19 protein-coding genes are annotated in these 21,417 nt (G+C 61.4%); 15 read left to right on the top strand and 4 right to left on the bottom strand.

All coding sequences use genetic code 11. The features are described 5' to 3' along the window. Nucleotides 1–9: 9 nt before the first annotated feature. The 7 genes from HMPREF9696_RS01195 to eda all read left to right on the top strand — a co-directional run bounded on the left by HMPREF9696_RS01195 (nt 10) and on the right by eda (nt 7,323). On the top strand, nt 10–1,077 hold the full coding sequence (locus tag HMPREF9696_RS01195) for an ABC transporter ATP-binding protein (RefSeq protein ID WP_002711107.1): 1,068 nt from the start codon (nt 10–12) through the stop codon (nt 1,075–1,077). 122 nt (nt 1,078–1,199) lie between these two features. Beyond that, nucleotides 1,200–2,525 carry an ABC transporter substrate-binding protein gene (locus HMPREF9696_RS01200; RefSeq protein WP_002711108.1) on the top strand — a complete coding sequence of 442 codons (1,326 nt, stop codon included), beginning with the start codon at nt 1,200–1,202 and terminating at the stop codon, nt 2,523–2,525. A gap of 137 nt (nt 2,526–2,662) precedes the next feature. Next, entirely contained in the window at nt 2,663–3,622 is a 960-nt protein-coding gene (locus HMPREF9696_RS01205) for a carbohydrate ABC transporter permease (protein ID WP_002711109.1), read from the top strand. Nucleotides 3,623–3,706: 84 nt separating this feature from the next. Continuing rightward, the gene (locus HMPREF9696_RS01210) at nt 3,707–4,618 is read left to right on the top strand and encodes a carbohydrate ABC transporter permease (RefSeq protein ID WP_002711110.1); all 912 of its coding nucleotides are present in this window, start codon (nt 3,707–3,709) and stop codon (nt 4,616–4,618) included. A 131-nt stretch (nt 4,619–4,749) separates the two neighbouring features. Beyond that, nucleotides 4,750–5,733 carry a D-erythronate dehydrogenase gene (gene denD, locus HMPREF9696_RS01215; protein WP_002711111.1) on the top strand — a complete coding sequence of 328 codons (984 nt, stop codon included), beginning with the start codon at nt 4,750–4,752 and terminating at the stop codon, nt 5,731–5,733. Between the two features lie 4 nt (nt 5,734–5,737). Next, a complete protein-coding gene (locus HMPREF9696_RS01220; protein WP_002711112.1) occupies nt 5,738–6,658 on the top strand; it encodes a sugar kinase in 921 nt (306 codons plus the stop codon). A gap of 5 nt (nt 6,659–6,663) precedes the next feature. Continuing rightward, entirely contained in the window at nt 6,664–7,323 is a 660-nt protein-coding gene (eda, locus tag HMPREF9696_RS01225; protein ID WP_040301736.1) for a bifunctional 4-hydroxy-2-oxoglutarate aldolase/2-dehydro-3-deoxy-phosphogluconate aldolase, read from the top strand. Nucleotides 7,324–7,665: 342 nt separating this feature from the next. Here the strand turns inward: eda and HMPREF9696_RS01230 are convergent, their stop codons facing one another. Both HMPREF9696_RS01230 and HMPREF9696_RS01235 read right to left on the bottom strand, forming a co-directional pair. Further along, entirely contained in the window at nt 7,666–9,255 is a 1,590-nt protein-coding gene (locus tag HMPREF9696_RS01230) for a gamma-glutamyltransferase family protein (protein ID WP_002711114.1), read from the bottom strand. A 132-nt stretch (nt 9,256–9,387) separates the two neighbouring features. After that, the gene (locus HMPREF9696_RS01235) at nt 9,388–10,386 is read right to left on the bottom strand and encodes an NADP-dependent oxidoreductase (protein ID WP_002711115.1); all 999 of its coding nucleotides are present in this window, start codon (nt 10,384–10,386) and stop codon (nt 9,388–9,390) included. A 222-nt stretch (nt 10,387–10,608) separates the two neighbouring features. On the opposite strand from HMPREF9696_RS01235, the gene HMPREF9696_RS01240 reads away from it, so the two are divergent. The 8 genes from HMPREF9696_RS01240 (at nt 10,609) to HMPREF9696_RS01275 (ending at nt 20,460) form a co-directional block, all read left to right on the top strand. After that, nucleotides 10,609–12,195, top strand: a complete 1,587-nt coding sequence (locus HMPREF9696_RS01240) for a B12-binding domain-containing radical SAM protein (protein ID WP_002711116.1) — start codon at nt 10,609–10,611, stop codon at nt 12,193–12,195. A gap of 47 nt (nt 12,196–12,242) precedes the next feature. Then, the gene (locus tag HMPREF9696_RS01245; protein ID WP_002711117.1) at nt 12,243–13,430 is read left to right on the top strand and encodes a BaiN/RdsA family NAD(P)/FAD-dependent oxidoreductase; all 1,188 of its coding nucleotides are present in this window, start codon (nt 12,243–12,245) and stop codon (nt 13,428–13,430) included. A gap of 111 nt (nt 13,431–13,541) precedes the next feature. After that, nucleotides 13,542–14,789, top strand: coding sequence for a glycosyltransferase (locus HMPREF9696_RS01250; RefSeq protein ID WP_002711118.1), 1,248 nt, complete (start codon nt 13,542–13,544; stop codon nt 14,787–14,789). After that, nucleotides 14,790–15,668, top strand: a complete 879-nt coding sequence (hpnC, locus tag HMPREF9696_RS01255; protein WP_040301055.1) for a squalene synthase HpnC — start codon at nt 14,790–14,792, stop codon at nt 15,666–15,668. Between the two features lie 7 nt (nt 15,669–15,675). Then, nucleotides 15,676–16,515, top strand: a complete 840-nt coding sequence (gene hpnD / locus HMPREF9696_RS01260) for a presqualene diphosphate synthase HpnD (RefSeq protein ID WP_002711120.1) — start codon at nt 15,676–15,678, stop codon at nt 16,513–16,515. Beyond that, a complete protein-coding gene (hpnE, locus tag HMPREF9696_RS01265; protein ID WP_002711121.1) occupies nt 16,515–17,774 on the top strand; it encodes a hydroxysqualene dehydroxylase HpnE in 1,260 nt (419 codons plus the stop codon). The genes hpnD and hpnE overlap by 1 nt, the downstream gene beginning before the upstream one ends. A 23-nt stretch (nt 17,775–17,797) precedes the next feature. Beyond that, complete coding sequence (gene shc, locus HMPREF9696_RS01270; RefSeq protein WP_002711122.1) at nt 17,798–19,771, top strand: squalene--hopene cyclase; 1,974 nt, start codon at nt 17,798–17,800, stop codon at nt 19,769–19,771. Continuing rightward, nucleotides 19,768–20,460, top strand: a complete 693-nt coding sequence (locus HMPREF9696_RS01275) for a phosphorylase (RefSeq protein WP_002711123.1) — start codon at nt 19,768–19,770, stop codon at nt 20,458–20,460. Before shc ends, HMPREF9696_RS01275 begins: the two co-directional genes overlap by 4 nt. 92 nt (nt 20,461–20,552) lie before the next feature. On the opposite strand, the gene HMPREF9696_RS01280 is transcribed toward HMPREF9696_RS01275, so the two are convergent. Both HMPREF9696_RS01280 and HMPREF9696_RS01285 read right to left on the bottom strand, forming a co-directional pair. Continuing rightward, on the bottom strand, nt 20,553–21,062 hold the full coding sequence (locus tag HMPREF9696_RS01280; protein ID WP_002711124.1) for an SRPBCC family protein: 510 nt from the start codon (nt 21,060–21,062) through the stop codon (nt 20,553–20,555). Further along, nucleotides 21,040–21,405: an ArsR/SmtB family transcription factor gene (locus HMPREF9696_RS01285; protein WP_002711125.1), complete on the bottom strand. Its 366-nt coding sequence runs from the start codon at nt 21,403–21,405 to the stop codon at nt 21,040–21,042. The genes HMPREF9696_RS01280 and HMPREF9696_RS01285 overlap by 23 nt, the downstream gene beginning before the upstream one ends. Between the last annotated feature and the right edge of the window lie 12 nt (nt 21,406–21,417).

Below are 21,417 nucleotides of genomic sequence, written 5' to 3' on the forward strand. Positions count from 1 at the left end.
AAAGACTGCATGGCGTCTGTGCATATTCACGACGTGCGAAAATCGTTCGGCGGATTTGAGGTTCTGCACGGCGTGACCGTTCCGATCGAGGATGGCGAGTTCGTCGTTCTGGTCGGTCCTTCAGGATGCGGCAAGTCGACCCTGCTGCGGATGCTGGCAGGTCTGGAGCGGATCACGTCCGGTACGATTTCGATCGGGGACCGTGTGGTCAACGATGTTCAGCCCAAGGAGCGGGACATCGCCATGGTGTTCCAGAATTACGCGCTGTATCCGCATATGACCGTCGCCAAGAACATGGGCTTCTCGCTCAAGCTGCGGAACACGCCGCAGGCCGAGATCGACACGCATGTGCGCCGGGCCGCTGACATCCTCGCGCTGACTCCCTTGCTGGAGCGCTATCCGCGTCAGCTCTCGGGCGGGCAGCGTCAGCGCGTCGCCATGGGCCGCGCGATAGTGCGCGATCCGCAAGTGTTCCTGTTCGACGAACCGCTGTCGAACCTGGACGCCAAGCTGCGCGTCGCGATGCGCACCGAGATCAAGGAGTTGCATCAGCGGCTCAAGACCACGACCGTTTACGTGACCCACGACCAGATCGAAGCCATGACCATGGCCGACAAGATCGTCGTGATGCAGGACGGAATTGTCGAGCAGATGGGCTCGCCGCTCGAGCTGTACGATCATCCGGACAACAAGTTCGTCGCGGGTTTCATCGGCTCGCCGGCGATGAATTTTCTTGAAGGAAAGCTGGTGGGTAGCAACAGCCCGCATGTCGAGACGGCAAACGGCAGCAAGCTGCCGCTGATGGCATCGCGCACCGGGCTCGATGGCAAGCCGGTGGTCTACGGCATTCGCCCGGAGCATCTGGAATTTGCTGACGATGGCATCGAAGCCGATGTCATTGTGGTGGAGCCGACGGGATCTGAAACCCAGATCGTCGCGCGCATTGGCCAGCAGGATTTGATCGCGGTCATTCGCGATCGCCGTCCGGTGAAGCCTGGTGACAAAATCCGGCTGCGGCCAAATCCGGCGGCAGCCCATGTCTTCGACAAGGAGAGCGGAAAGCGACTGATCAACTAGGGCATGATCCCGAAAAGCGGGAACCGGTTTTCGGAAAAGATCATGCCCAAATAAAAGCTGCCAAATCATTGCCAACAGCCGGCCAGACGAATCAAGAGCCGGTACAACAGGGAGATGAGATAATGGACAAGTTCACACCAAATCGCCGCGCATTGCTGAAAGGCGGCGCATCGGTGCTCGCAGGCGCCGCGACGCTGACCACCGATCAGTTGCTCGGCTTCGCCAAGGCCTGGGCGCAGACCACCCAGTGGAAGCCGGAAAAGGGCGCCAAGATCAATCTGCTGCGCTGGAAGCGTTTCGTGGAAGCCGAAGACAAGGCGTTCATGGACATCATCGCGGCCTTCACCAAGGCGACCGGCGTTGAAGTCAACGTCTCCAACGAATCCTACGACGATATCCAGCCGAAGGCCTCGGTTGCCGCGAACACCGGGCAGGGCCTCGACATGGTGTGGGGGCTCTATTCGCTGCCGCATCTGTTGCCGACCAAGTGCGTGGACGTCACCGATGTGGCGGACTATCTCGGCAAGAAGTATGGCGGCTGGGCCGACTCGGCCAATGCCTACGGCAAGAACAAGGCCGGCAAGTGGATCGGCATTCCGGTCGCCGCGACCGGCGCGCTGATGAATTATCGCATCAGTTCATGCGAGAAGGCGGGCTTCAAGGAATTCCCGAAGGACACCGCAGGCTTCCTCGAACTGGTCAAGGCCCTCAACAAGAACGGCACCCCGGCCGGCATGGCCATCGGCCATGCTTCTGGCGACGCCAACACCTGGCTGCACTGGGCACTCTGGACCCACGGCGGCTATCTCGTCGACAAGAACGACAAGGTCATCATCAATTCGCCGGAAACCGCCAAGGCGCTGGAATATGTCAAGGCGCTTTATGACAACTTCATTCCCGGCACGGCGTCGTGGAACGACTCGTCGAACAACAAGGCGTTCCTCGCCGGTCAGCTTCACGTCACCTGTAACGGCATCTCCGTTTACGTGACCGCCAAGCGCGAAGCGAAGAACATCGCCGAGGACATGAACCACGCCTATATGCCGATCGGCCCGGCCGGCAAGCCGACCGAACTGCATCTGCCCTTCACGATGATGACCTTCAACTTCACGAAGTATCCGCAGGCGTGCAAGGCACTCACCGCGTTCATGATGGAAGCGGACCAGTTCAATCCATGGCTGGTGTCCGCATCGGGTTATCTGTCGCCGTTCCTCAACGGTTACGACAACAATCCGGTCTGGACCTCGGATCCGAAGAACACCGTGTACCGCGATGTCGCCAAGCGCACGCTGACGCCCGGCGGTCTCGGCACGCTCGGCGAGAACGCGGCGGCGGCGATTGCCGACTTCCTGGTCGTCGACATGTTCGCGAATTACTGCACCGGCCGCGAAGACCTTAAGGGCTCGATCGCCTTCGCAGAGCGTCAGGCCAAGCGTCTGTATCGCTGACCGATACCGGCACCGGCGCGGAACCATCCCGCGCCGGTGTCTCTGTTTCGTGATGACACGCGCGCATCTTCCGGCAGGACAACAGCTATACTGTCGTCAAGCGCGTGGAAGGTTCTGATCCCAGAAGGTTGGGTCTAATGAGCACGATACCGGCGTCGATGCCCAAACAGCAGGCCTATGTCAGCACGCAGTCGCTCTGGCAGCGGCTGAGTGCGAACCGCAACTGGGTTGCACTCTGGTTCATGCTGCCGGCGGCAGCATTCCTGCTGCTGTTCCTGGCTTATCCGCTGGGCCTCGGCATCTGGATGAGCTTTACGGATGTCCGTATCGGGCGGCCCGGTCAGTTCATCGGCCTTGAAAACTACGAGTGGCTCTGGGACGACGGCGTGTTCTGGCTGTCGGTGTTCAACACGTTGCTTTACACGATTGTCGCCAGCGTCATCAAATTCGCGCTCGGGCTTTATCTCGCGTTGCTGCTCAACCGCAACATGCCGTTCAAGGCGATGATCCGGGCCGCTGTGCTGATCCCCTTCATCGTGCCGACGGTATTGTCGGCCATCGCATTCTGGTGGATTTACGACTCGCAGTTCTCGATCATCTCGTGGTCGCTCACCAAAATGGGCTTGATCCACCAGAACATCAATTTCCTCGGCGACTCGACCTGGGCGCGCATCAGCGTCATCATCGCGAATATCTGGCGCGGCGTGCCGTTCGTCGCCATCACGCTGCTGGCGGGATTGCAGACCGTTTCGCCATCGCTTTATGAAGCGGCGACGCTCGATGGCGCCAGCAACTGGCAACGCTTCCGCTACATCACATATCCGCTGCTGACGCCGATCATCGCCGTGGTGATGACCTTCTCGGTGCTGTTCACATTCACCGACTTCCAGTTGATCTGGGCGCTGACCCGTGGCGGTCCGGTGAACGCGACGCATCTGATGGCGACGCTCAGTTATCAGCGTGGCATTCTGAGTGGACGGTTGGGCGAGGGCGCCGCGGTCGCGACCGCGATGATCCCGTTCCTGCTCGCGGCGATCACCATCTCATGGTTCGGCATGCAGCGCCGCAAGTGGCAGCAGGGATCCGACAATGACTGATCGGGCCGAGACGTTGCAGCTTTATTCCTGCGCGAACAGGGCAAGCCCCGCGCGCGCGCCGCAAGTGGCAGCAAGGATCCGACAATGACTGATCATGCAGCGCATCCGCCTGTCGCCACCACGCAAGCCGTGACCGATAACAGCGAGGGCATGAGCTATCTGGAGAGCTTGCCGCGCAAGATCGTCACGCTCTACATTCCGCTCTTCATTCTGGTGGTGATCCTGCTGTTCCCGTTTTACTGGATGGCGCTGACATCCATCAAACCGGACGAACAGCTCATCGACATGGAGACCTACAACCCGTTCTGGGTTGTGAAGCCGACCTTCAAGCATATTCACAAGCTGCTGTTCGAGACGGAGTATCCGCGCTGGCTGTGGAACACGATGTATGTGGCCGCGGCGGCAACGTTTCTTTCGATCGTTGCGAGCGTGCTGGCCGCTTATGCCATCGTGCGCCTGCGCTTCAAAGGCGCGGAGACGGTCAGCGCGATGATCTTTCTGGCCTACCTCGTGCCGCCGTCCATTCTCTTTATCCCGCTGGCATCGGTGATCCATTCCTACGGGCTGTTCGACTCGCCGCTGTCGCTGATCCTGGTCTATCCCACGCTGCTGATTCCGTTCTCGACATGGCTGCTGATGGGATACTTCAAGACCATCCCCTATGAACTGGAGGAATGCGCGCTGATCGACGGCGCCAGCCGCTGGCAGATTTTGACCAAGATTGTACTGCCGCTCGCGGTGCCAGGGCTGATCTCGGCATTCATCTTCTGCTTCACGCTGTGCTGGAACGAATTCATCTACGCGCTGACATTCCTTGCCTCCACACCGAACAAGACGGTCCCGGTGGCTATCGTTAACGAATTCGTCGATGGCGATATTTACAAGTGGGGATCGCTGATGGCGGGCGCGCTGGTCGGCTCGCTCCCGCTGGTCATCCTCTACGCATTCTTTGTCGAGCACTACGTCTCGGCGATGACGGGTGCGGTGAAGGAATAAGGAAGCCTCATCCTGAGGAGTGCGCCTTGCGCGCGTCTCGAAGGATGGGTGACAAATTCCCTCGTTCGAGACGGCACTGAAGAAGCGCCTCCTCATCATGAGGGACAATTGTTGTTTTGAAGGAGTTACTCTTGCATATTCTGGTTCTCGGCGCTGCCGGTATGGTCGGGCGCAAACTCGTCGAGCGGCTGACCCGCGATGGACGGCTCGGAAAGTCCGACATCACGCGCATGACGCTGCAGGATGTCGTCGCGCCGGCGAAACCGGAAACATCCATTCCTGTCGACGTGGTGACATGTGACGTCGCCGATCAGGCGGCAGTGACGAAACTCGTTGCGGGCAAGCCGGACGTCATTTTTCATCTTGCGGCCATTGTTTCAGGCGAGGCCGAGGCGGATTTCGACAAGGGCTACCGGATCAATCTCGATGGCACGCGCTACCTGATCGACGCCGTGCGCGCCATTGGCGGCAATTACAAGCCGAGGATCGTGTTTACGTCGTCGATCGCCGTGTTCGGCGCGCCGTTCCCGCAACAGATCGGGGACGAATTCCTCTCCGCGCCGCTGACCAGCTATGGCACCCAGAAGGCCATCGGGGAACTGCTGATCTCCGATTACACCCGCAAGGGTCTGTTCGATGGCGTCAGTATCAGGCTGCCGACGATTTGCGTGCGGCCGGGCCTGCCGAACAAGGCGGCCTCGGGGTTCTTTTCCAACATCATCCGCGAACCGCTGGCCGGCAAGGAAGCTGTGCTTCCGGTGTCGGAGGACGTCCGTCACTGGCATGCCTCGCCGCGCTCAGCCGTGGGTTTCCTGCTGCATGCCGGAACGATGGATACCAACACGATTGGCCCGCGCCGCGCATTGAGCATGCCCGGCCTGTCGGTCACGGTGGGCGAACAGATCGCGGCGCTTGGCCGTGTCGCCGGCAAGGGCGTGACGGACCGCATCAAGCGCGTCCCCGACCAGACCATCACCGGCATCGTCGCCGGATGGCCGCGTGATTTCGTCACCGAGCGGGCGCTCAAGCTCGGTTTCACCACCGCCGAAAAGACCTTCGACGACATCATCCGCATTCACATCGAAGACGAACTCGGTGGAAAATTCGTAAGCTGACGGCATGACCACGGTCGCCTGCATCGGCGAGTGTATGATCGAGCTCTCGCAGGGCGCGGATAACATCGTCACGCGCGGCTACGGCGGCGATACGCTAAACACGGCAGTCTATCTCGCCCGCCTTGGGGTAAGCGTCGATTATGTGACCGCGCTCGGCGACGATCCGTTCAGCGAAGAAATGCTGAAGGGCTGGGCGGGCGAGGGCGTCGGCATCAGCCGGGTGATGCGCGTCCCGGGGAAGCTGCCGGGACTCTATGCCATCCGGACCAGCGAGGCGGGCGAGCGTTCGTTCTATTACTGGCGCGAAAACTCAGCGGCCCGTCAATTGCTCAACTTGCCCGAAACAGATGACCTGCTCGCATCGCTCGCCGGTTACGACGTAGTCTATCTCTCCGGCATTACACTTTCGCTTTATGGCGCCGATGGCCGTCGCCGGCTGATCGAGGCGTTGAAAGCAGCGCGCAAGGGCGGGGCGCGTATTGCATTCGACACCAATTTCCGAATGAAAGGTTGGCCGGATCTGGACGTCGCCCGTCAGGTCTATCGCGACATGCTGGCGGTGGCGGATATCGTGCTGGCGTCTGTTGATGATCTCACACCATTGTTCGGAAGCCGCATGCATGGCGAACTGATCGACCGCATGGCTGCCGGCGAGGTGGTGTTGAAACTCGCCGAACCGGGCAGCGTTGTCAGGTATGACGGCGTGGAGAATAGCGTGAAGGCGGAGCCGGTCAGCAGAGTGGTCGATACGACAGCGGCGGGCGACAGTTTCGCGGCGGCTTATCTCGCGGCGCGGATTGGCGGCGCTGCCCCGGGCGAAGCCGCGCGGGCCGGTCATCGTCTGGCCGGGGCGGTGGTCGCCCATCGCGGAGCGATCATTCCGCGCGAGCACATGCCGGCCGTCAACGTAGCGGGAAGGGGATGAGCATCATGACCGGTCTGTCGGCGTCGGAAAGACAAGCGGCTCTTGAGACAACTCTCGTTCCGGCGCGGATCGTCCCGGTGCTGACCATCGAGCGCGTGTCGGATGGCGTTCCGCTGGCGAAGGCGCTGGTCGCCGGGGGCATCAAGGTGCTTGAAGTTACTTTCCGGACGCACGCGGCTGCCGAGGCGGCGAAGGCGATCATTGCGGAAGTTCCGGACGCCATCGTCGGGATGGGCACCGTCCTCAATGGCGACGATCTGCGCCGGGCGCAGGCGCTTGGAGCAAAATTCGCGGTCAGCCCCGGTGCAACGCCGGAATTGCTTGATACGGCTGCGGAAAGTGCCTTGCCCTTACTGCCGGGCGTCGCGACAGCCTCCGAAGTGATGCAGGCGCAGGCGAGGGGATTCAATCTGCTGAAGTTCTTTCCCGCCGAACAGGCTGGCGGCATTCCGATGCTGCGAGCGCTGGCGGGGCCGTTCCCGACCACACGGTTCTGTCCGACCGGCGGAGTCAATGCCGACAATCTCGCGACATGGCTGGCCGAGCCGAATGTCATCGCGGCGGGCGGCTCATGGCTATGTCCGGCCTCCGATATCAAATCGGGGAACTGGGAAATTATCACCGCCCGCTGCGTCGACGCGATGAAGAAGCTGCGGCGGAAGTAAAGCTATCAGAACGAAAAAGCTATCAAAACGAAAGGGTGCTCTCTTTAACCTCTCCCCGTAAACGGGGAGAGGTCGGATTGCGTAGCAATCCGGGTGAGGGGCGAACGAACGATGGCGACGATGCGTGAAGCTGCCCCTCGGCCCAACCCTCTGCCGCAAGAGCGGGGCGAGGGAGTAGCGCGCATCGTCCACATTTTTGTCGAGAGACCCGGAACGAGTCCGGGCATGACAAAAGTGGAGTCTGTTGAGCCGGTTACGACTCGCACCGCAAGCGAAGACTGAATCTCCGCATGATGTTGTGCGTGAAGATCAGGCGCTGGACCTAAGCTATTCGTCCGACTCTTAAAATCCCATCGCCGCACCATCGCTGCGCGGATCGGTTGCGCCCTCGAACATTCCATCCGGATGACGGACCACGGCGCCCGCATGGCCCATGGTCGAGGTGAAGGCCGGGAGGATTTCGACGTCGTGGCCGGCGTCACGCATGGCCTGAACCACCGCCGGATCGAAGCGGTCTTCCAGTTTCAGCGTCACCGTGGCATCGCCCCAGGTCTTGCCCAGCAGCCAGCGCGGCGCTGTGATCGCGGCCTGCAGGCCCTGACCGTACATCGCATAGCGGCTGAACACGGCGGACTGGCTCTGCGGCTGGCCTTCGCCGCCCATGTTGCCATAGACCATGCGGCGGCCGTCGTTGAACAGCGCCATCGCCGGATTAAGAGTGTGGAACGGCTTGCGGCCGGGGCGCAGCGCACGCGGGCCATCGCCGTCGAGCAGGAAGCTCGAACCACGGTTTTGCCAGACGATGCCCGAATTCTCCAGCACGCAGCCGGAGCCGAACTCAAAGTAGATGCTCTGGATGAAGCTGACGGCGGTGCCGTTGTTGTCGATGGCGCCAAGCCACACCGTGTCACCGGGATTGACCGGCACCGGCCATGGCAGCGCGCGCTTGCGGTTGACGTTGGCCGCGAGTCCGTCGAGCGTCGCCGAAGTCAGATAGTGTTCGGCCTTTTCGGTCATCAGCGCGGGGTCGCCCACAATACGGTCGCGCACGAGAAACGCCTGTTTGGTCGCTTCGACAATGCAGTGGAGATAGTCGAACGTCTCGGCTTCCTTGACGCCAAGCCGCTCGAAGATCGCCAGGATCATCAGCGAGGCAAGGCCCTGCGTCGGCGGCGGGAAGTTGTAGAGTGTCGCGTCCTTCACCGCGACCGACAGCGCCTGGCGCCGCTGCGCCTTCTGAGCGGCAAGATCGGCGAGGGTGACTGGCGAGCCGCAGCGGGCGAGATCGGCTGCGATCTCCTTGGCCAGCGCGCCGGTGTAGAAATCCATCGGGCCATCCTTGCCAAGGCGCTTCAGCGTTGCGCCCAGCGCGGGCAGCTTCATCAACTGGCCTTCCTTTGGCAGGTTTCCGTTGAAGAGGAAGGTGTCGACAAAGCCCGGGGAATCTTTCAGCTCCTGCAGCTTGGTCTCGGTCAGCTCCTGCTGCGTCGCTGTGACGGCGAAACCGTTTTCTGCCGACCATGCGGCATCTTCCACGAGGCGCGACAGCGGCAGCTTGCCGCCGACTTCCTTGTTGATCGCGATCACCTCGGCCCAGCCGGACAGCGTGCCGGCGACCGTGTTGGCGGCGAGGGGGCCGCGGGATGGAATCGCCGACAGCCCCTTGCTCTTGTAGAAATCAACGGTCGCGGCCTGTGCCGCCGCGCCGCAGCCATCCACGGCGATGGGCGGCTTGCCGTCAACGGAGATCAGCCAGAAGCCGTCGCCGCCGATCGAATTCATGTGCGGATAGACCACGGGCAGGCTCGCTGCCATGGCCAGTGTGGCTTCGATGGCGTTGCCGCCCTCGCGCAGCACGCGCAATCCGGCCTCGGAGGCGAGATGGTGCGGCGAGGTGACCATACCGCGAAGGGAGCGAGGCGTATTGAGCATTGTCCGTATCCATCGTCTGGCGTTGACGCGCCGGCAATGGACGCGATGACCTATGTAAGTGAATACTTCACTTTTTGTAAACCGCAAAATGCCCGGTTTTCACCGGGCATTCCAAAGTAAGCTAATTCTGAATTACACCTTCACCATCCGTTTTCCGCGGTTTTCGCCGGCCAACAGTCCAATCAGGGCCTTCGGCGTGTTTTCCAGCCCATTGATGATGTCTTCTTGCACCTTGATCTTGCCGGCCTGCACCCACGCCTGCAGATCGGCCATTGCCGCGTCCCGCTGGTCGTTGAAATCGGTGAAGATGAAGCCCTGCACCGTCAGCCGCTTCACCACGATCAGTCCCGGCACACCGCGCGGGCCATGGGCAGGCGGCGTGCCGTCATAGGCCGAGACAGCTCCGCAACAGGAGATGCGGCCGTGCTGATTCATCTGCGGCAGACAGGCCTCGAAAATATCGCCACCGACATTGTCGAAATAGACATCAATGCCGTTCGGCGCGGCGGCTTTCAGTGCCTTGAACACGGGCTCGGATTTGTAATCGACAGCCGCATCGAAGCCGAGTTCGGAAACCAGCCAGTTGCACTTTTCCTTGCCGCCCGCGATGCCGACCACCCGGCAGCCCTTGATCTTGGCGATCTGCCCGACAAACGAGCCGACCGATCCGGCGGCGGCGGACACCACAACGGTCTCGCCGGCTTTGGGCTTGCCGACATTGAGCAGGCCGAAATAGGCGGTGAGGCCTGCGACGCCGAACACACTGAGCAGATGGGTGATCGGCTCGATGCGTGGCACCTTCACCAAGGTCTTGGCGCGCACGGCGGCATAGTCCTGCCAGCCGGTATCCCCGAACACCAGATCGCCCGGTGCAAGGCCGGGCGCATTGGACTTCACCACTTCGGCGATCGCGCCGCCTGCCATCACCGTGTTGGCTTCCACGGCGGCGCGATAGGTCGCGCCCTGCATCCACGCGCGGTTGGCGGCATCGAGCGAGATATAGAGAACACGCACCAGCACCTCGCCATCCTTCGGATCGGGAATGGCAGCCTCGGCCATCTTGAAATTCTGCGGCGCGAGCTTGCCGGTTGGCTTTTCGACGAGCAGGATCTGGCGGTTGGTCTGCGACATAAGTGTTTCCTCCGAAGGATGTTCTTGTCCCCTGACGATAGCAGCCTTTGAACAAGGATTGGAACCGGGCTTGGGCCCGGGCGTTACCCAGAACTGGTCCGTAGCTTGCCTTGTCAGCAGGGCTGCACTGAATGCGGGGCTGGGACTGCGCGAGCGCCCTAATCTCACCGGAATTGTGGCTCGTTCTAAGCACAACTGCACATCTTGAGAGCAGGGGGCCTGATGAGAGACGTTGTAAGTCCTTCCCTTCGTCGTATCCTTTGTGTTTTCCCTAAGTATTCCCCTTCATTTGGCACTTTTGAATACGCTTACCCCCTGACAGACGGCGTCCAGGCTTTCATGCCTCCGCAGGGGCTGCTTCTGATTGCGGCATCGCTTCCGGCTGGCTGGGAGGTCCGCTTTCTCGACGAAAATATTTCGCCTGCGACCGATGATGATTTCATCTGGGCGGACGCGGTTTTTGTCAGCGGCATGCATATCCAGCGACCGCAGATCAACGACATCTGCCGCCGCGCCCATGAGCATGATCTGGCGGTGGCGCTGGGCGGGCCTTCGGTCAGTGCCTGCCCGGAATACTATCCCGATTTCGATTATCTGCACGTCGGCGAACTCGGCGACGCCACCTATGAGCTGTTTCGGCGCCTTGGGCGCGACTCGGCGCGGCCGGACAGGCAGGTGATCCTGACCACCAAGGAGCGCCGGGATATGGCCGACTTTCCGCTCCCGGCCTATGAATTGCTTCCGCTTCAGAAATACTTCATCGGCAGCATCCAGTTTTCGTCCGGCTGTCCGTATCAGTGCGAGTTCTGCGACATTCCGGCGCTGTACGGGCGCAATCCGCGGCTCAAGTCGCCGGAGCAGGTGATCGCCGAACTCGACAAGATGGTCGAATGCGGTCTCGCCGGCGCGGTCTATTTCGTCGATGACAATTTTATCGGCAACCGCAAGGCCACGCTGGATCTGTTGCCGCATCTGGTCGAATGGCAAAAGCGCAACGGCTACGCGATCCAGTTCGCCTGTGAAGCGACGCTGAACATCGCCAAGCGGCCGGAAATCCTGTCGCTGATGCACGATGCTTACTTCACGACATTGTTTGCCGGCATCGAGACGCCTGATCCGGATGCGCTGAAAGCAATGTCGAAGCAGCACAACATGATGGTGCCGATCCTGGAGGGCGTGCAGACGCTCAACAGCTACGGGCTGGAAGTCGTGTCCGGTATTATTCTGGGGCTGGACACCGATAAACTCGACGCCGGCGAGGGCATTCTCGAATTCATCGACCAGTCGCAGATTCCGCTCCTGACCATCAATCTTCTGCAGGCTTTGCCGCGCACGCCGCTTTATGATCGCCTGAAACGGGAAGGCCGTCTGATCGAGGATGCCGACCGCGATTCAAATGTCGATTTTTTCCTGCCCTACGAGCATGTGGTGTCGACCTGGCGCGAGTGCATGGGCCGGGCCTATACGCCGGAAAAGCTGTTTGCCCGGTTCGAGCATCAGGTTCGCGAGACCTATCCGAACCGTCTGCAGCCATCGAACAGCAAGCAGCGGCTGTCATGGCGCAACATCAAGCGCGGCATGACCATGCTGTCCAATATCATCTGGCATGTGGGTGTGAAGAGCGACTATCGCCGCGTGTTCTGGAAATTCGCCTGGCCGCGTCTCAAAACCGGCGATATCGAGCGGGTCATCAGCGTTGGTCTGGTCGCGCACCATCTGATAGTGTTCGCGCGGGACGCCTCTAGCGGACAGCAGAATGCTTCGTATTACTCGACCAGATTGCGGGACATGCCTGTCGCCGCTGAATGACGCGGCCAGATGATGGCTGCGCAGGTCATTTTCCTGTCTGAACGTCCATGAAGCCGCCGCTGGTTTACGACGTGCTCGTTCTCGGTGCGGGGGCGGCGGGATTGATGTGCGCACGGGTCGCGGGCGGCCGTGGCCGCAGCGTCGGGGTGATCGAGCAGGCCAAGCGTCCGGCGGAAAAAATCCGCATTTCCGGCGGCGGCCGTTGCAATTTCACCAACCTGTACACCGCGCCTGCGAACTTCCTCTCCCGCAATCCACATTTCTGCAAGTCGGCGCTCAGCGGATTCACGCAGCATGATTTCATCGCGCTCGTCGAGAAGCATCGTATCGCCTATCATGAAAAGACGCGCGGACAATTGTTCTGTGACAGTTCCTCGCAGCAGATCATCGACATGCTGCTGGACGAGTGCGGCGCGGCCGGTGTGACGCTGCATGCGGGGACGAAGATATCCTCGATCGCGAAAGGCGAGGATGGCTTCCGCGTCATGACCGACCGCGGCGAAATGCACGGCCGCGCGCTGGTCGTGGCCACCGGCGGCCCGTCGATCCCGAAAATGGGGGCGAGCGGCTTTGGCTATAATGTCGCCGAGCAGTTCGGTCTCGGGATCGTGCCGCCGCGTGCGGGGCTGGTGCCGCTGACATTCGACGAGGCGCTGCTGGCGCGTTCAAAAGAGCTTGCCGGTGTCGCCGTTGAAACGGTGATCGCCTGCAACGGGACAAAATTCGACGAGGCAATGCTGTTCACCCATCGCGGGTTGAGCGGTCCCGCCATTCTGCAAATCTCGTCCTATTGGCACGACGGTGATGCCATTCAGATCGACATGGCGCCCGGCCTTGATGTCTTCGCCGCGTTGAAAGAGATGCGGCGCGATCATCCGCGTCAGGAGCTTGCGACAGGGCTGGCCCGGCTGCTGCCGGCGCGTCTGGCGCACTGGATCGCGGGGGCGGGGGGCAGTGCTGCGCGGATGGCCGACATGTCCGATCGCCAGCTTCAGGCTGTGGCTGTGCTGGTGAACAGGTGGCAGGTGACGCCGCGTGGCACGGAGGGCTACCGGACCGCGGAAGTCACACTCGGCGGCGTCGACACGGCGGAACTTTCGTCCAAGACATTTGAAGCCAAATCCGTTCCCGGCTTGTTTTTCATCGGCGAAGTGATCGACGTCACGGGCCATCTTGGCGGCTTCAATTTCCAGTGGGCGTGGTCGTCCGGTTTTGCCGCGGGCCAGAGCGTCTGAGCGCTGTCACGGAACCGTTTGGCGCGGCGAAAGCCTCAACTGCCGCGAAAAGCACAGGATATCCCCGTAATATGCTGAAATAAAAGGGATATTTCCATCTAAAGGAGGATTGTGCTCGGGGCCGCGAACCTGCTAATCGACTGCGGCGGACGCTATTATTCCGCCATTCAACCTGCATGTGAGCCTGAATTGTCCGCTCAACTCTCATTGGCCGTTGCCGGGCTTGCCCTTGCGATATGGGTCTATCTGATCGCGGCGCGGGGCGACTTCTGGCGAACGCAGAAGTTCGACGATCTTGCGCCAGCACCGGCGGATGCGACATGGCCCTCGATCGCGGTTGTCGTGCCGGCGCGCGATGAAGCCGCCGGTGTCGCAGCGTGTGTGACCTCCATTCTGAGCCAGCCCTATCCCGGCATGCTGTCGATGGTGCTGGTCGATGATCAGAGTCAGGACGGCACGTCACAGATTGCGCGCGATGCGGCAGCGGCCATCGGCGCGTCGGATCGTCTCACGGTGTTGCAGGGACGCCCGCTGCCATCCGGCTGGACCGGCAAGCTGTGGGCCGTGAAGCAGGGGCTGGCCCTCGTCGAAGAGCGGCCATTGCAGCCGGACTACATTCTCCTGACCGATGCCGATATCGTTTATTCCGGTGACGTCCTGATGCGGCTGGTGGCGCGTGCGCAACGCGACAAGCTGGCAATGACGTCAGTGATGGCAACGCTTCGCTGCGAGAGTTTTGCCGAGAAGTATCTGATCCCTGCCTTCATCTTTTTCTTCGGAATGCTTTATCCGTTCGGCTGGGTACGCAATCCCTCACGCGCAACGGCTGCGGCCGCAGGCGGATGCATTCTTGCCCGCCGGGATGCGCTGAAGAATGCCGGTGGCATCGAATCCATTCGCGGATCGCTGATCGACGATTGCGCGCTCGGCGCGCGCTTGAAGCAGCAGGGACCGGTCTGGCTCGGATTCTCGCGGGACGTCAAAAGCGTTCGTGCATCGGACACCATCGCTAGCGTGGGGCAAATGATCTCGCGCTCCGCCTACGCGCAGTTGCGTTATTCGGTGACGATTCTCGCAGGAACGATTCTCGCCATGGCGCTTGTGTTTCTGGCGCCGGTGGTCATCGCGCTGTTCGGGCACGGATGGGCGGCGGTATTTGCTGCCGCAGCGTGGGTCCTGATGGCGCTCGCGTTCCAGCCCACTCTGCGATACTATGGGCAGTCGGCGTTTTGGGGCCCGGCGCTCCCTGCGATCGCAATCGCTTACATGGTGTTCACGGTCAACTCCGCGGTCCAGCACTTTCAGGGACGTGGCGGAATGTGGAAAGGCCGCGCCCAGGCACAGGTTTCAGGTTCTTAAATGACAACAGCAGGCGAATTGCGGTCCGGCAAGGGCCACAAGGACGAGAATTTCCCCGTTGCGTCGTGGATCATTCATCCGCGCCATCGCGCGTTGATTCTCGCGTTCTATAATTTCGTGCGCACCGGCGACGATATCGCCGATCATGTGTCGCTGGCGCCGCAGGACAAGCTCGACAAGCTGGATCTGCTCGAAGCGGAACTCCTCGGCAAGGGCGACACCCAGCCGGAAGCGGTGACGCTGCGTCATGCGTTCGCCGAGCGCGGCATGTCGCCGAAGCATGCGCAGGATTTGCTGAATGCGTTTCGTCTCGACGTCACCAAGCTGCGCTATGCGAACTGGGACGAACTGATCCACTATTGCTCGCTCTCGGCGATGCCCGTCGGCCGATTCATGCTGGATGTTCATGGCGAGGACCGTTCGACCTGGGCCGCGTCGGATGCGATCTGCGCAGCCCTGCAGATCAACAATCATCTGCAGGATTGCGGCAAGGACTATCTCAATCTCGACCGCGTTTATCTTCCGCAGGATGCGATGAACGCGGCTGGCGCGACAGTGGAAATGCTGGGCGAGGGGCAGTCACCGCCGGCCTTGCTGAAATGCCTGCATGGACTGGCGCGGCGCACCGAGACGCTGCTGCACGAAGGCCGCTCTCTGTCCGGAGACATCAAGGATACGCGCTTTGCGCTTGAGGTGCGCGTGATCGAGACATTCGCCGACAGGATCGTCAATCTGCTGAAAGTCCGCGATCCGTTGAGTGAAAAGGTGCATCTGTCGAAAAGCCAAATGGCCGGCATTGCTTTTTCTGCGATGGCGCGAGGTCTGTATCGGCGCGCGACCGGACATTCGTCCGCGGTTCGTCACGTTTCGGGCGCGTAGCGACACCATGACGACCGCCGACGCCACATCTCAGGTAACAGCGCAAGGTTCTGCCTCGGGCAGCTCGTTCTACGCGGCGATGCGTATCCTGCCGCGCGAGCAACGCGATGCGATGTTCCAGATCTACAGCTTCTGCCGTCAGGTCGATGACATCGCCGATTCCAACGATCCGCGCGCGGAGCGTCTTGCGGCGCTCGATCAGTGGCGGCGGGACATCGACGCGCTCTATGCGGGCAATCCGCCTGCGCGCGTGACGGATTATGTGCCGTCGGTGAAGCAGTTCGGCCTGCGCCGCGAGGATTTCATCGCTATCATCGACGGCATGGAAATGGACGTGCCCGCCGATATCCGCGCCCCGGATGCAGCGACGCTCGATCTGTACTGTGACCGGGTCGCCAGTGCGGTGGGCCGGCTTTCGGTGCGGGTCTTCGGTCTCGGTGAAGACGACGGCATCCTGCTCGCGCATCATCTGGGCCGCGCGCTGCAACTGACCAACATCCTCCGCGACATCGACGAGGACGCCGGGCTCGGCCGTCTCTATCTGCCGCGTGAGGAACTCAACGCCGCGGGCATCATGTCGAACGATCCGCTGGTGGTCGTCTCCGATCCGCGGTTGCCGCGAGTCTGTGAAGTCATTCTGAAACAGGCGCGCAGCCACTTCGCCAAGTCGAACGACATCATGGCACGCAATTCGCGCCGCGTCGTTCGCGCGCCGAAGATCATGTCGGAATACTACCACGCGATCTTTGAAAAACTGGTCGAGCGCGGTTTCGCGCTGCCGCGCAAGCCGGTCAAGCTCAACAAGGCCGCCAAGATTTTCATTCTCATCCGGTACGCATTCATCTGATGGCAAAAGCTCATATCATTGGCGCCGGGGTCTCCGGCCTGTCGGCGGCTGTTCGGCTCGCAAATGTGGGATTCGAGGTTCACGTCCACGAGGCGACGCAGCAGGCCGGCGGCCGCTGCCGCTCGTACTATGACGGCGCGACCGATATGGTCATCGACAATGGCAATCACCTGCTGCTGTCGGGCAACCTGCATGCGCGGTCATACGCGCTGTCCATCGGCAGCGAATCCGGCCTTGTCGGGCCGGAACGGGCGCAGTTCGATTTCGTCGATCTGAAAACCGATATGCGCTGGAAGCTCGATCTCGGCAACGGCCGCATTCCGACCTGGCTGTTCGACAAATCGCGCCGCGTGCCGGATACCACGGTTGGCGATTATCTCGCGCTCGCGCCGGTGATCTGGGCGGGGACGGATGCGCTGGTCGGCAACACTATCAAGTGCGAAGGCACGCTGTATGACCGGCTGGTGCAGCCGCTGCTGCTTGCGGCACTCAATGTGGATCCGCCGGATGGCTCGGCGGGTCTTGCGGGCGCGATCGTGCGGGAGACCTTACTGGCCGGCGGCCAGTCATGCCGTCCGCTGATCGCGCGTGAAGGTTTGAGCACAGTCCTTGTCGATCCCGCGATCAAGCTGATCCGCGAGAAGGGCGGCACGGTCAATCTCGGCCACGAATTGCGTCAGGTTCTGATGGCCGGTGAATCCATCTCGATGCTGGAATTCGTCGACGACACGATCGCCGTCGCGCCGCGCGACGTGGTGGTGCTCGCCGTGCCGCCGCGTTCGGCTGCTGCAATTCTTCCGGGATTGAAGACGCCGACCAAGTTCCGCGCCATCGTCAACGCGCATTTCCGTTACGACCCGCCTGCCAACATGCCGCCGATGATGGGCGTGATCGGCGGCTTGATCGAATGGCTGTTCGCATTCCATCAGCGTCTCTCGGTCACCATCAGCGACGCCGACCGGCTGGTGAATGTGCCGCGCGAACAGCTTGCGCGCGACATCTGGCGCGACATCTGCAAGGCCGCCGGCATCAGCCATGAGGTGGCGGAGGGTCCGCTGCCGCCATGGCAGATCGTGCGCGAGCGCCGCGCTACATTTGAGGCGACCCCGGAACAAAATGCCATGCGTCCAGGGACTGCCACCGATTGGAAAAACCTGTTCCTCGCGGGCGATTGGACTGATACGGGACTGCCTGCGACCATTGAAGGGTCGATCCGCTCTGGCGACAAGGCCGCTGATCTGGCCTTGAAAATGCAGTAAAATCAGCATTTTACGGACGTTCCATGACGCTTCTTGACGACCATAGGGCCGCTGCTGCGCCCAGCGCGCCGGCCCTTGAGAACAGCATTGAAGCCGCTTCCAGCGCCATTCTGGACGTGCGCAAGGCCGACGGGCACTGGGTGTTCGAGCTCGAGGCCGACGCCACGATTCCGGCCGAGTACGTCCTGCTGCGGCACTATCTCGCCGAGCCTGTCGATAGCGTGCTGGAAGCGAAGATCGGCAATTATCTCCGCCGCATCCAGAACGACAACGGCGGCTGGTCGCTGTTCTACGGCCACGAATTCGACATGAGCGCGAGCGTGAAAGCCTACTTCGCGCTCAAGATGATCGGCGACAAGCCGGATGCGCCGCATATGAAGAAGGCGCGCGAGGAGATCCTTCGCCGAGGCGGCGCGATCAAGAGCAACGTGTTCACGCGCATCATGCTGGCGCTGTTTGGCGTTGTGACATGGCGCGCCGCGCCGATGATGCCGGTCGAAATCATGCTGCTGCCGCGGTGGTTTCCGTTCCACCTGACCAAGATTTCGTACTGGGCGCGCACCGTGATCGTGCCGCTGCTGGTGCTGATGAACAAGAAGCCGCGTGCGCGTAATCCGCTCGGCATCGGCATCGACGAATTGTTCCTCGAAGATCCGAAGTCCATCGGCATGACGGCGAAGGCGCCGCATCAGAGCCAGCTCTGGTTTACGGCCTTCGATCTGCTCGACAAGGTGTTGCGCGTTGTTGATCCGCTGTTTCCAAAGAAGAGCCGCCAGCGCGCTATCGACAAGGCGGTGGCGTTTGTCACCGAGCGGCTGAACGGCGTCGATGGCTTGGGGGCTATCTTCCCGGCCATGGCCAACACTGTGATGGTTTACGATCTGCTCGGCTATCCGAAGGATCATCCGCATTATGTGCTGGCACGGCAGTCGGTCGAGAACCTGCTTGTGATCAAGGATGACGAGGCCTATTGCCAGCCGTGCGTGTCGCCGATCTGGGATACCGCGCTGACCGCGCACACGATGATCGAGGTCGGCGGCGAGAAGGCAGAGGCTTCGGCGAAGGCGGCACTGGACTGGCTGAAGCCGAAACAGGTGCTTGACGTCGAAGGCGACTGGATCGAGAAGCGGCCCGGCGTGCGCCCCGGCGGCTGGGCCTTCCAGTACAACAATGCGCATTACCCGGATCTCGATGACACCGCCGTTGTCGTGATGGCGATGGACCGCGCGCGCGGCACGCTCAACGCGGGCGAAAAGTACGACGAGGCGATCGCGCGCGGCCGTGAATGGATCGACGGCCTGCAGAGCAAGGACGGCGGCTGGGCCGCGTTCGACGCCGACAACCTCGAATACTATCTCAACAACATTCCGTTTTCGGATCACGGGGCGCTGCTCGATCCGCCGACCGAAGACGTCACAGCGCGCTGCGTCTCGATGCTGGCGCAACTCGGCGAGACCGTCGAAACCAGCCCGGCGCTGGCGCGGGGCGTCGAATATCTCCGCCGCACCCAACTGGCGGACGGCTCATGGTTCGGCCGCTGGGGTGTCAACTACATCTACGGAACGTGGTCGGTGCTCTGTGCGCTGAATGCCGCCGGGGTCGATCACAAGGACCCGGTTATCGCCAAGGGGGCCGACTGGCTGATCTCGATCCAGAACCCGGATGGCGGCTGGGGCGAGGATGGCAACAGCTACAAGCTCGAATATCGGGGCTATGAGCCCTCTGAGTCGACCGCCTCCCAAACGGCCTGGGCCACGCTTGCCCTGATGGCGGCAGGGAAGGTCGACCATCCGGCTGTCCAGCGGGGTATTGCCTATTTGATTCAATTCCAGGGCAAGGACGGGCTCTGGACCGAGCCGCAGTACACCGGGGGCGGGTTCCCACGTGTGTTCTATTTGCGATACCACGGATATTCCAAGTTCTTCCCGCTGTGGGCGCTGGCGCGGTATCGGAATCTGCGTAATACTAATAGCCGCTTCGTGGGGATCGGAATGTGATTATAGGCGCGGGCGGGGACGCCGCACACGACGGGCTGCCAGTCCTGATTGTTACTGGCCTGAAACAGGAGGCCCGCATCGCTGCAGGGCCCGGTCTCACCGTCATCTGCAGTTCCAGCAATCCAGTTCAGTTACGTGAAATGATGACGTCGTTCGACCCGGCGAGCATTCGCGGGATCGTGAGCTTTGGCGTCGCGGGCGGGTTAAATCCTGATTTGAAGTCCGGCGACGTGGTGATCGCGTCGGAGATCCTGGCCGGCAAGAAGCGCTGGTCGACGGCGGCTGCACTCACTGAAAATCTCGTCGCACTTCCGGTGAAGCGCCGCCGTGTGGTGGTGCCCGGCGTTCTTGCGGGCGTCGAGGAAGTGGTGACCGGGCAGGTCGCCAAGGCTGCGCTGCGCGCCACGACCGGTGCCGATGCCGTCGATATGGAGAGCCACATCGCGGCCCGTTACGCCGAGCACTATGGCCTGCCGTTTGCCGCCGTGCGCGTGATCTCCGATCCGGCGCACCGCGCACTGCCCGAACTGACGATGAACGCGATCAAGCCGAACGGCAATGTCGACATGTGGAAGGTGATGCGCGGCATCGCGCGCAACCCGAAAACCATTCCGCACCTGATCTCGACCGGCCGCGATTTCAGCCGCGCGCTGCGGTCGTTGCGCGGCTGCAGGGGTGCGCTGGGCTGACGCGGCTGCGTTTCAGCATCCGTTCTCTCAACTGATGGCAGCATCAAGAAAGCGCGAGTCATACTCGCGCTTTCTTATTGATGCAGTGGAAATCAAGCCGCGGTATTGCCTTCGGCAAGAAACTCGTCCAACTGCTGGAACTGCTCGCCAAATCCGCTGGTGCTTCCGGACGAGATCGCCTCGTCAAGGGCTTCCTTCGAGGGGTAGAGATCGTGCATCACGACCAGCGTCTCGTTACCTCTGTCATCGAAGGTAACGGTCGTGACGGTCACGCCTTCGCCGGTTTCTTCATTTGTCCAAGCGAAGCGGATAGGCGGCGTGACTTCGATATATTTGCCGAAGAATGCCAGAGGCTGTTCTGACGAAGAGTGGCCGAACTCCAGACGGTAAGTGCCTCCGACGCGAACATCCATCTCGCAGGAAAGCATAGTCAGGCCGAACGACCTCGGTGCCCACCAGCGCTTAAACAGCTCGGGCTTGGTCCACGCCTCGAACACGAGATGTCTCGGCCCATTGAAAATCCGCGTAACAACCAACTCACGGTCGGACTTCCGTTCGACCGTTGTGGGGTTTTTAGGCTCATTTTGCTTTTTTGCGTCCATCGGCCTTTTCCTTCTGTTTCAGTTCTTCGACAACCTTGTCCAGTTCGTCGAAACGTGCGCTCCAGAGCTGGCGGTATGTCTCGATCCATGCTGCCTCTTGCTCCAGCCGGCGCTGGCCGAGCTTGCAGGTCCGCACACGCCCGATTTTCACCGTGGTGACCAGGCCGGCCTGCTCAAGGATGACGACATGCTTCTTCATGCCCGTGAGGGTCATGTGGAACTTATCGGCAAGGTCCGTGATGGAAGCGTCTGCACGCCCGAGTTGCTCCAGAACGCCGCGTCGAGTGGCATCCGAGAGCGCGGCAAAAGTGGCGTCGAAACGGGCCTGATTATACTGAACCATGTGGTTCAGTAT

This window comes from Afipia clevelandensis ATCC 49720 (assembly GCF_000336555.1).
Classification (GTDB): Bacteria; Pseudomonadota; Alphaproteobacteria; order Rhizobiales; family Xanthobacteraceae; genus Afipia; species Afipia clevelandensis.

Bases quoted from the DNA above. Each gene is read 5' to 3' on its own strand.
- HMPREF9696_RS01195 (WP_002711107.1), top strand. From the start codon at position 10: ATGGCGTCTGTGCATATTCACGACGTGCGAAAATCGTTCGGCGGATTT.
- HMPREF9696_RS01200 (WP_002711108.1), top strand. From the start codon at position 1,200: ATGGACAAGTTCACACCAAATCGCCGCGCATTGCTGAAAGGCGGCGCA.
- HMPREF9696_RS01205 (WP_002711109.1), top strand. From the start codon at position 2,663: ATGAGCACGATACCGGCGTCGATGCCCAAACAGCAGGCCTATGTCAGC.
- HMPREF9696_RS01210 (WP_002711110.1), top strand. From the start codon at position 3,707: ATGACTGATCATGCAGCGCATCCGCCTGTCGCCACCACGCAAGCCGTG.
- HMPREF9696_RS01220 (WP_002711112.1), top strand. From the start codon at position 5,738: ATGACCACGGTCGCCTGCATCGGCGAGTGTATGATCGAGCTCTCGCAG.
- eda (WP_040301736.1), top strand. From the start codon at position 6,664: ATGACCGGTCTGTCGGCGTCGGAAAGACAAGCGGCTCTTGAGACAACT.
- HMPREF9696_RS01230 (WP_002711114.1), bottom strand. From the start codon at position 9,255: ATGCTCAATACGCCTCGCTCCCTTCGCGGTATGGTCACCTCGCCGCAC.
- HMPREF9696_RS01235 (WP_002711115.1), bottom strand. From the start codon at position 10,386: ATGTCGCAGACCAACCGCCAGATCCTGCTCGTCGAAAAGCCAACCGGC.
- HMPREF9696_RS01240 (WP_002711116.1), top strand. From the start codon at position 10,609: ATGAGAGACGTTGTAAGTCCTTCCCTTCGTCGTATCCTTTGTGTTTTC.
- HMPREF9696_RS01245 (WP_002711117.1), top strand. From the start codon at position 12,243: ATGAAGCCGCCGCTGGTTTACGACGTGCTCGTTCTCGGTGCGGGGGCG.
- hpnC (WP_040301055.1), top strand. From the start codon at position 14,790: ATGACAACAGCAGGCGAATTGCGGTCCGGCAAGGGCCACAAGGACGAG.
- hpnD (WP_002711120.1), top strand. From the start codon at position 15,676: ATGACGACCGCCGACGCCACATCTCAGGTAACAGCGCAAGGTTCTGCC.
- hpnE (WP_002711121.1), top strand. From the start codon at position 16,515: ATGGCAAAAGCTCATATCATTGGCGCCGGGGTCTCCGGCCTGTCGGCG.
- shc (WP_002711122.1), top strand. From the start codon at position 17,798: ATGACGCTTCTTGACGACCATAGGGCCGCTGCTGCGCCCAGCGCGCCG.
- HMPREF9696_RS01280 (WP_002711124.1), bottom strand. From the start codon at position 21,062: ATGGACGCAAAAAAGCAAAATGAGCCTAAAAACCCCACAACGGTCGAA.
- HMPREF9696_RS01285 (WP_002711125.1), bottom strand. From the start codon at position 21,405: ATGGTTCAGTATAATCAGGCCCGTTTCGACGCCACTTTTGCCGCGCTC.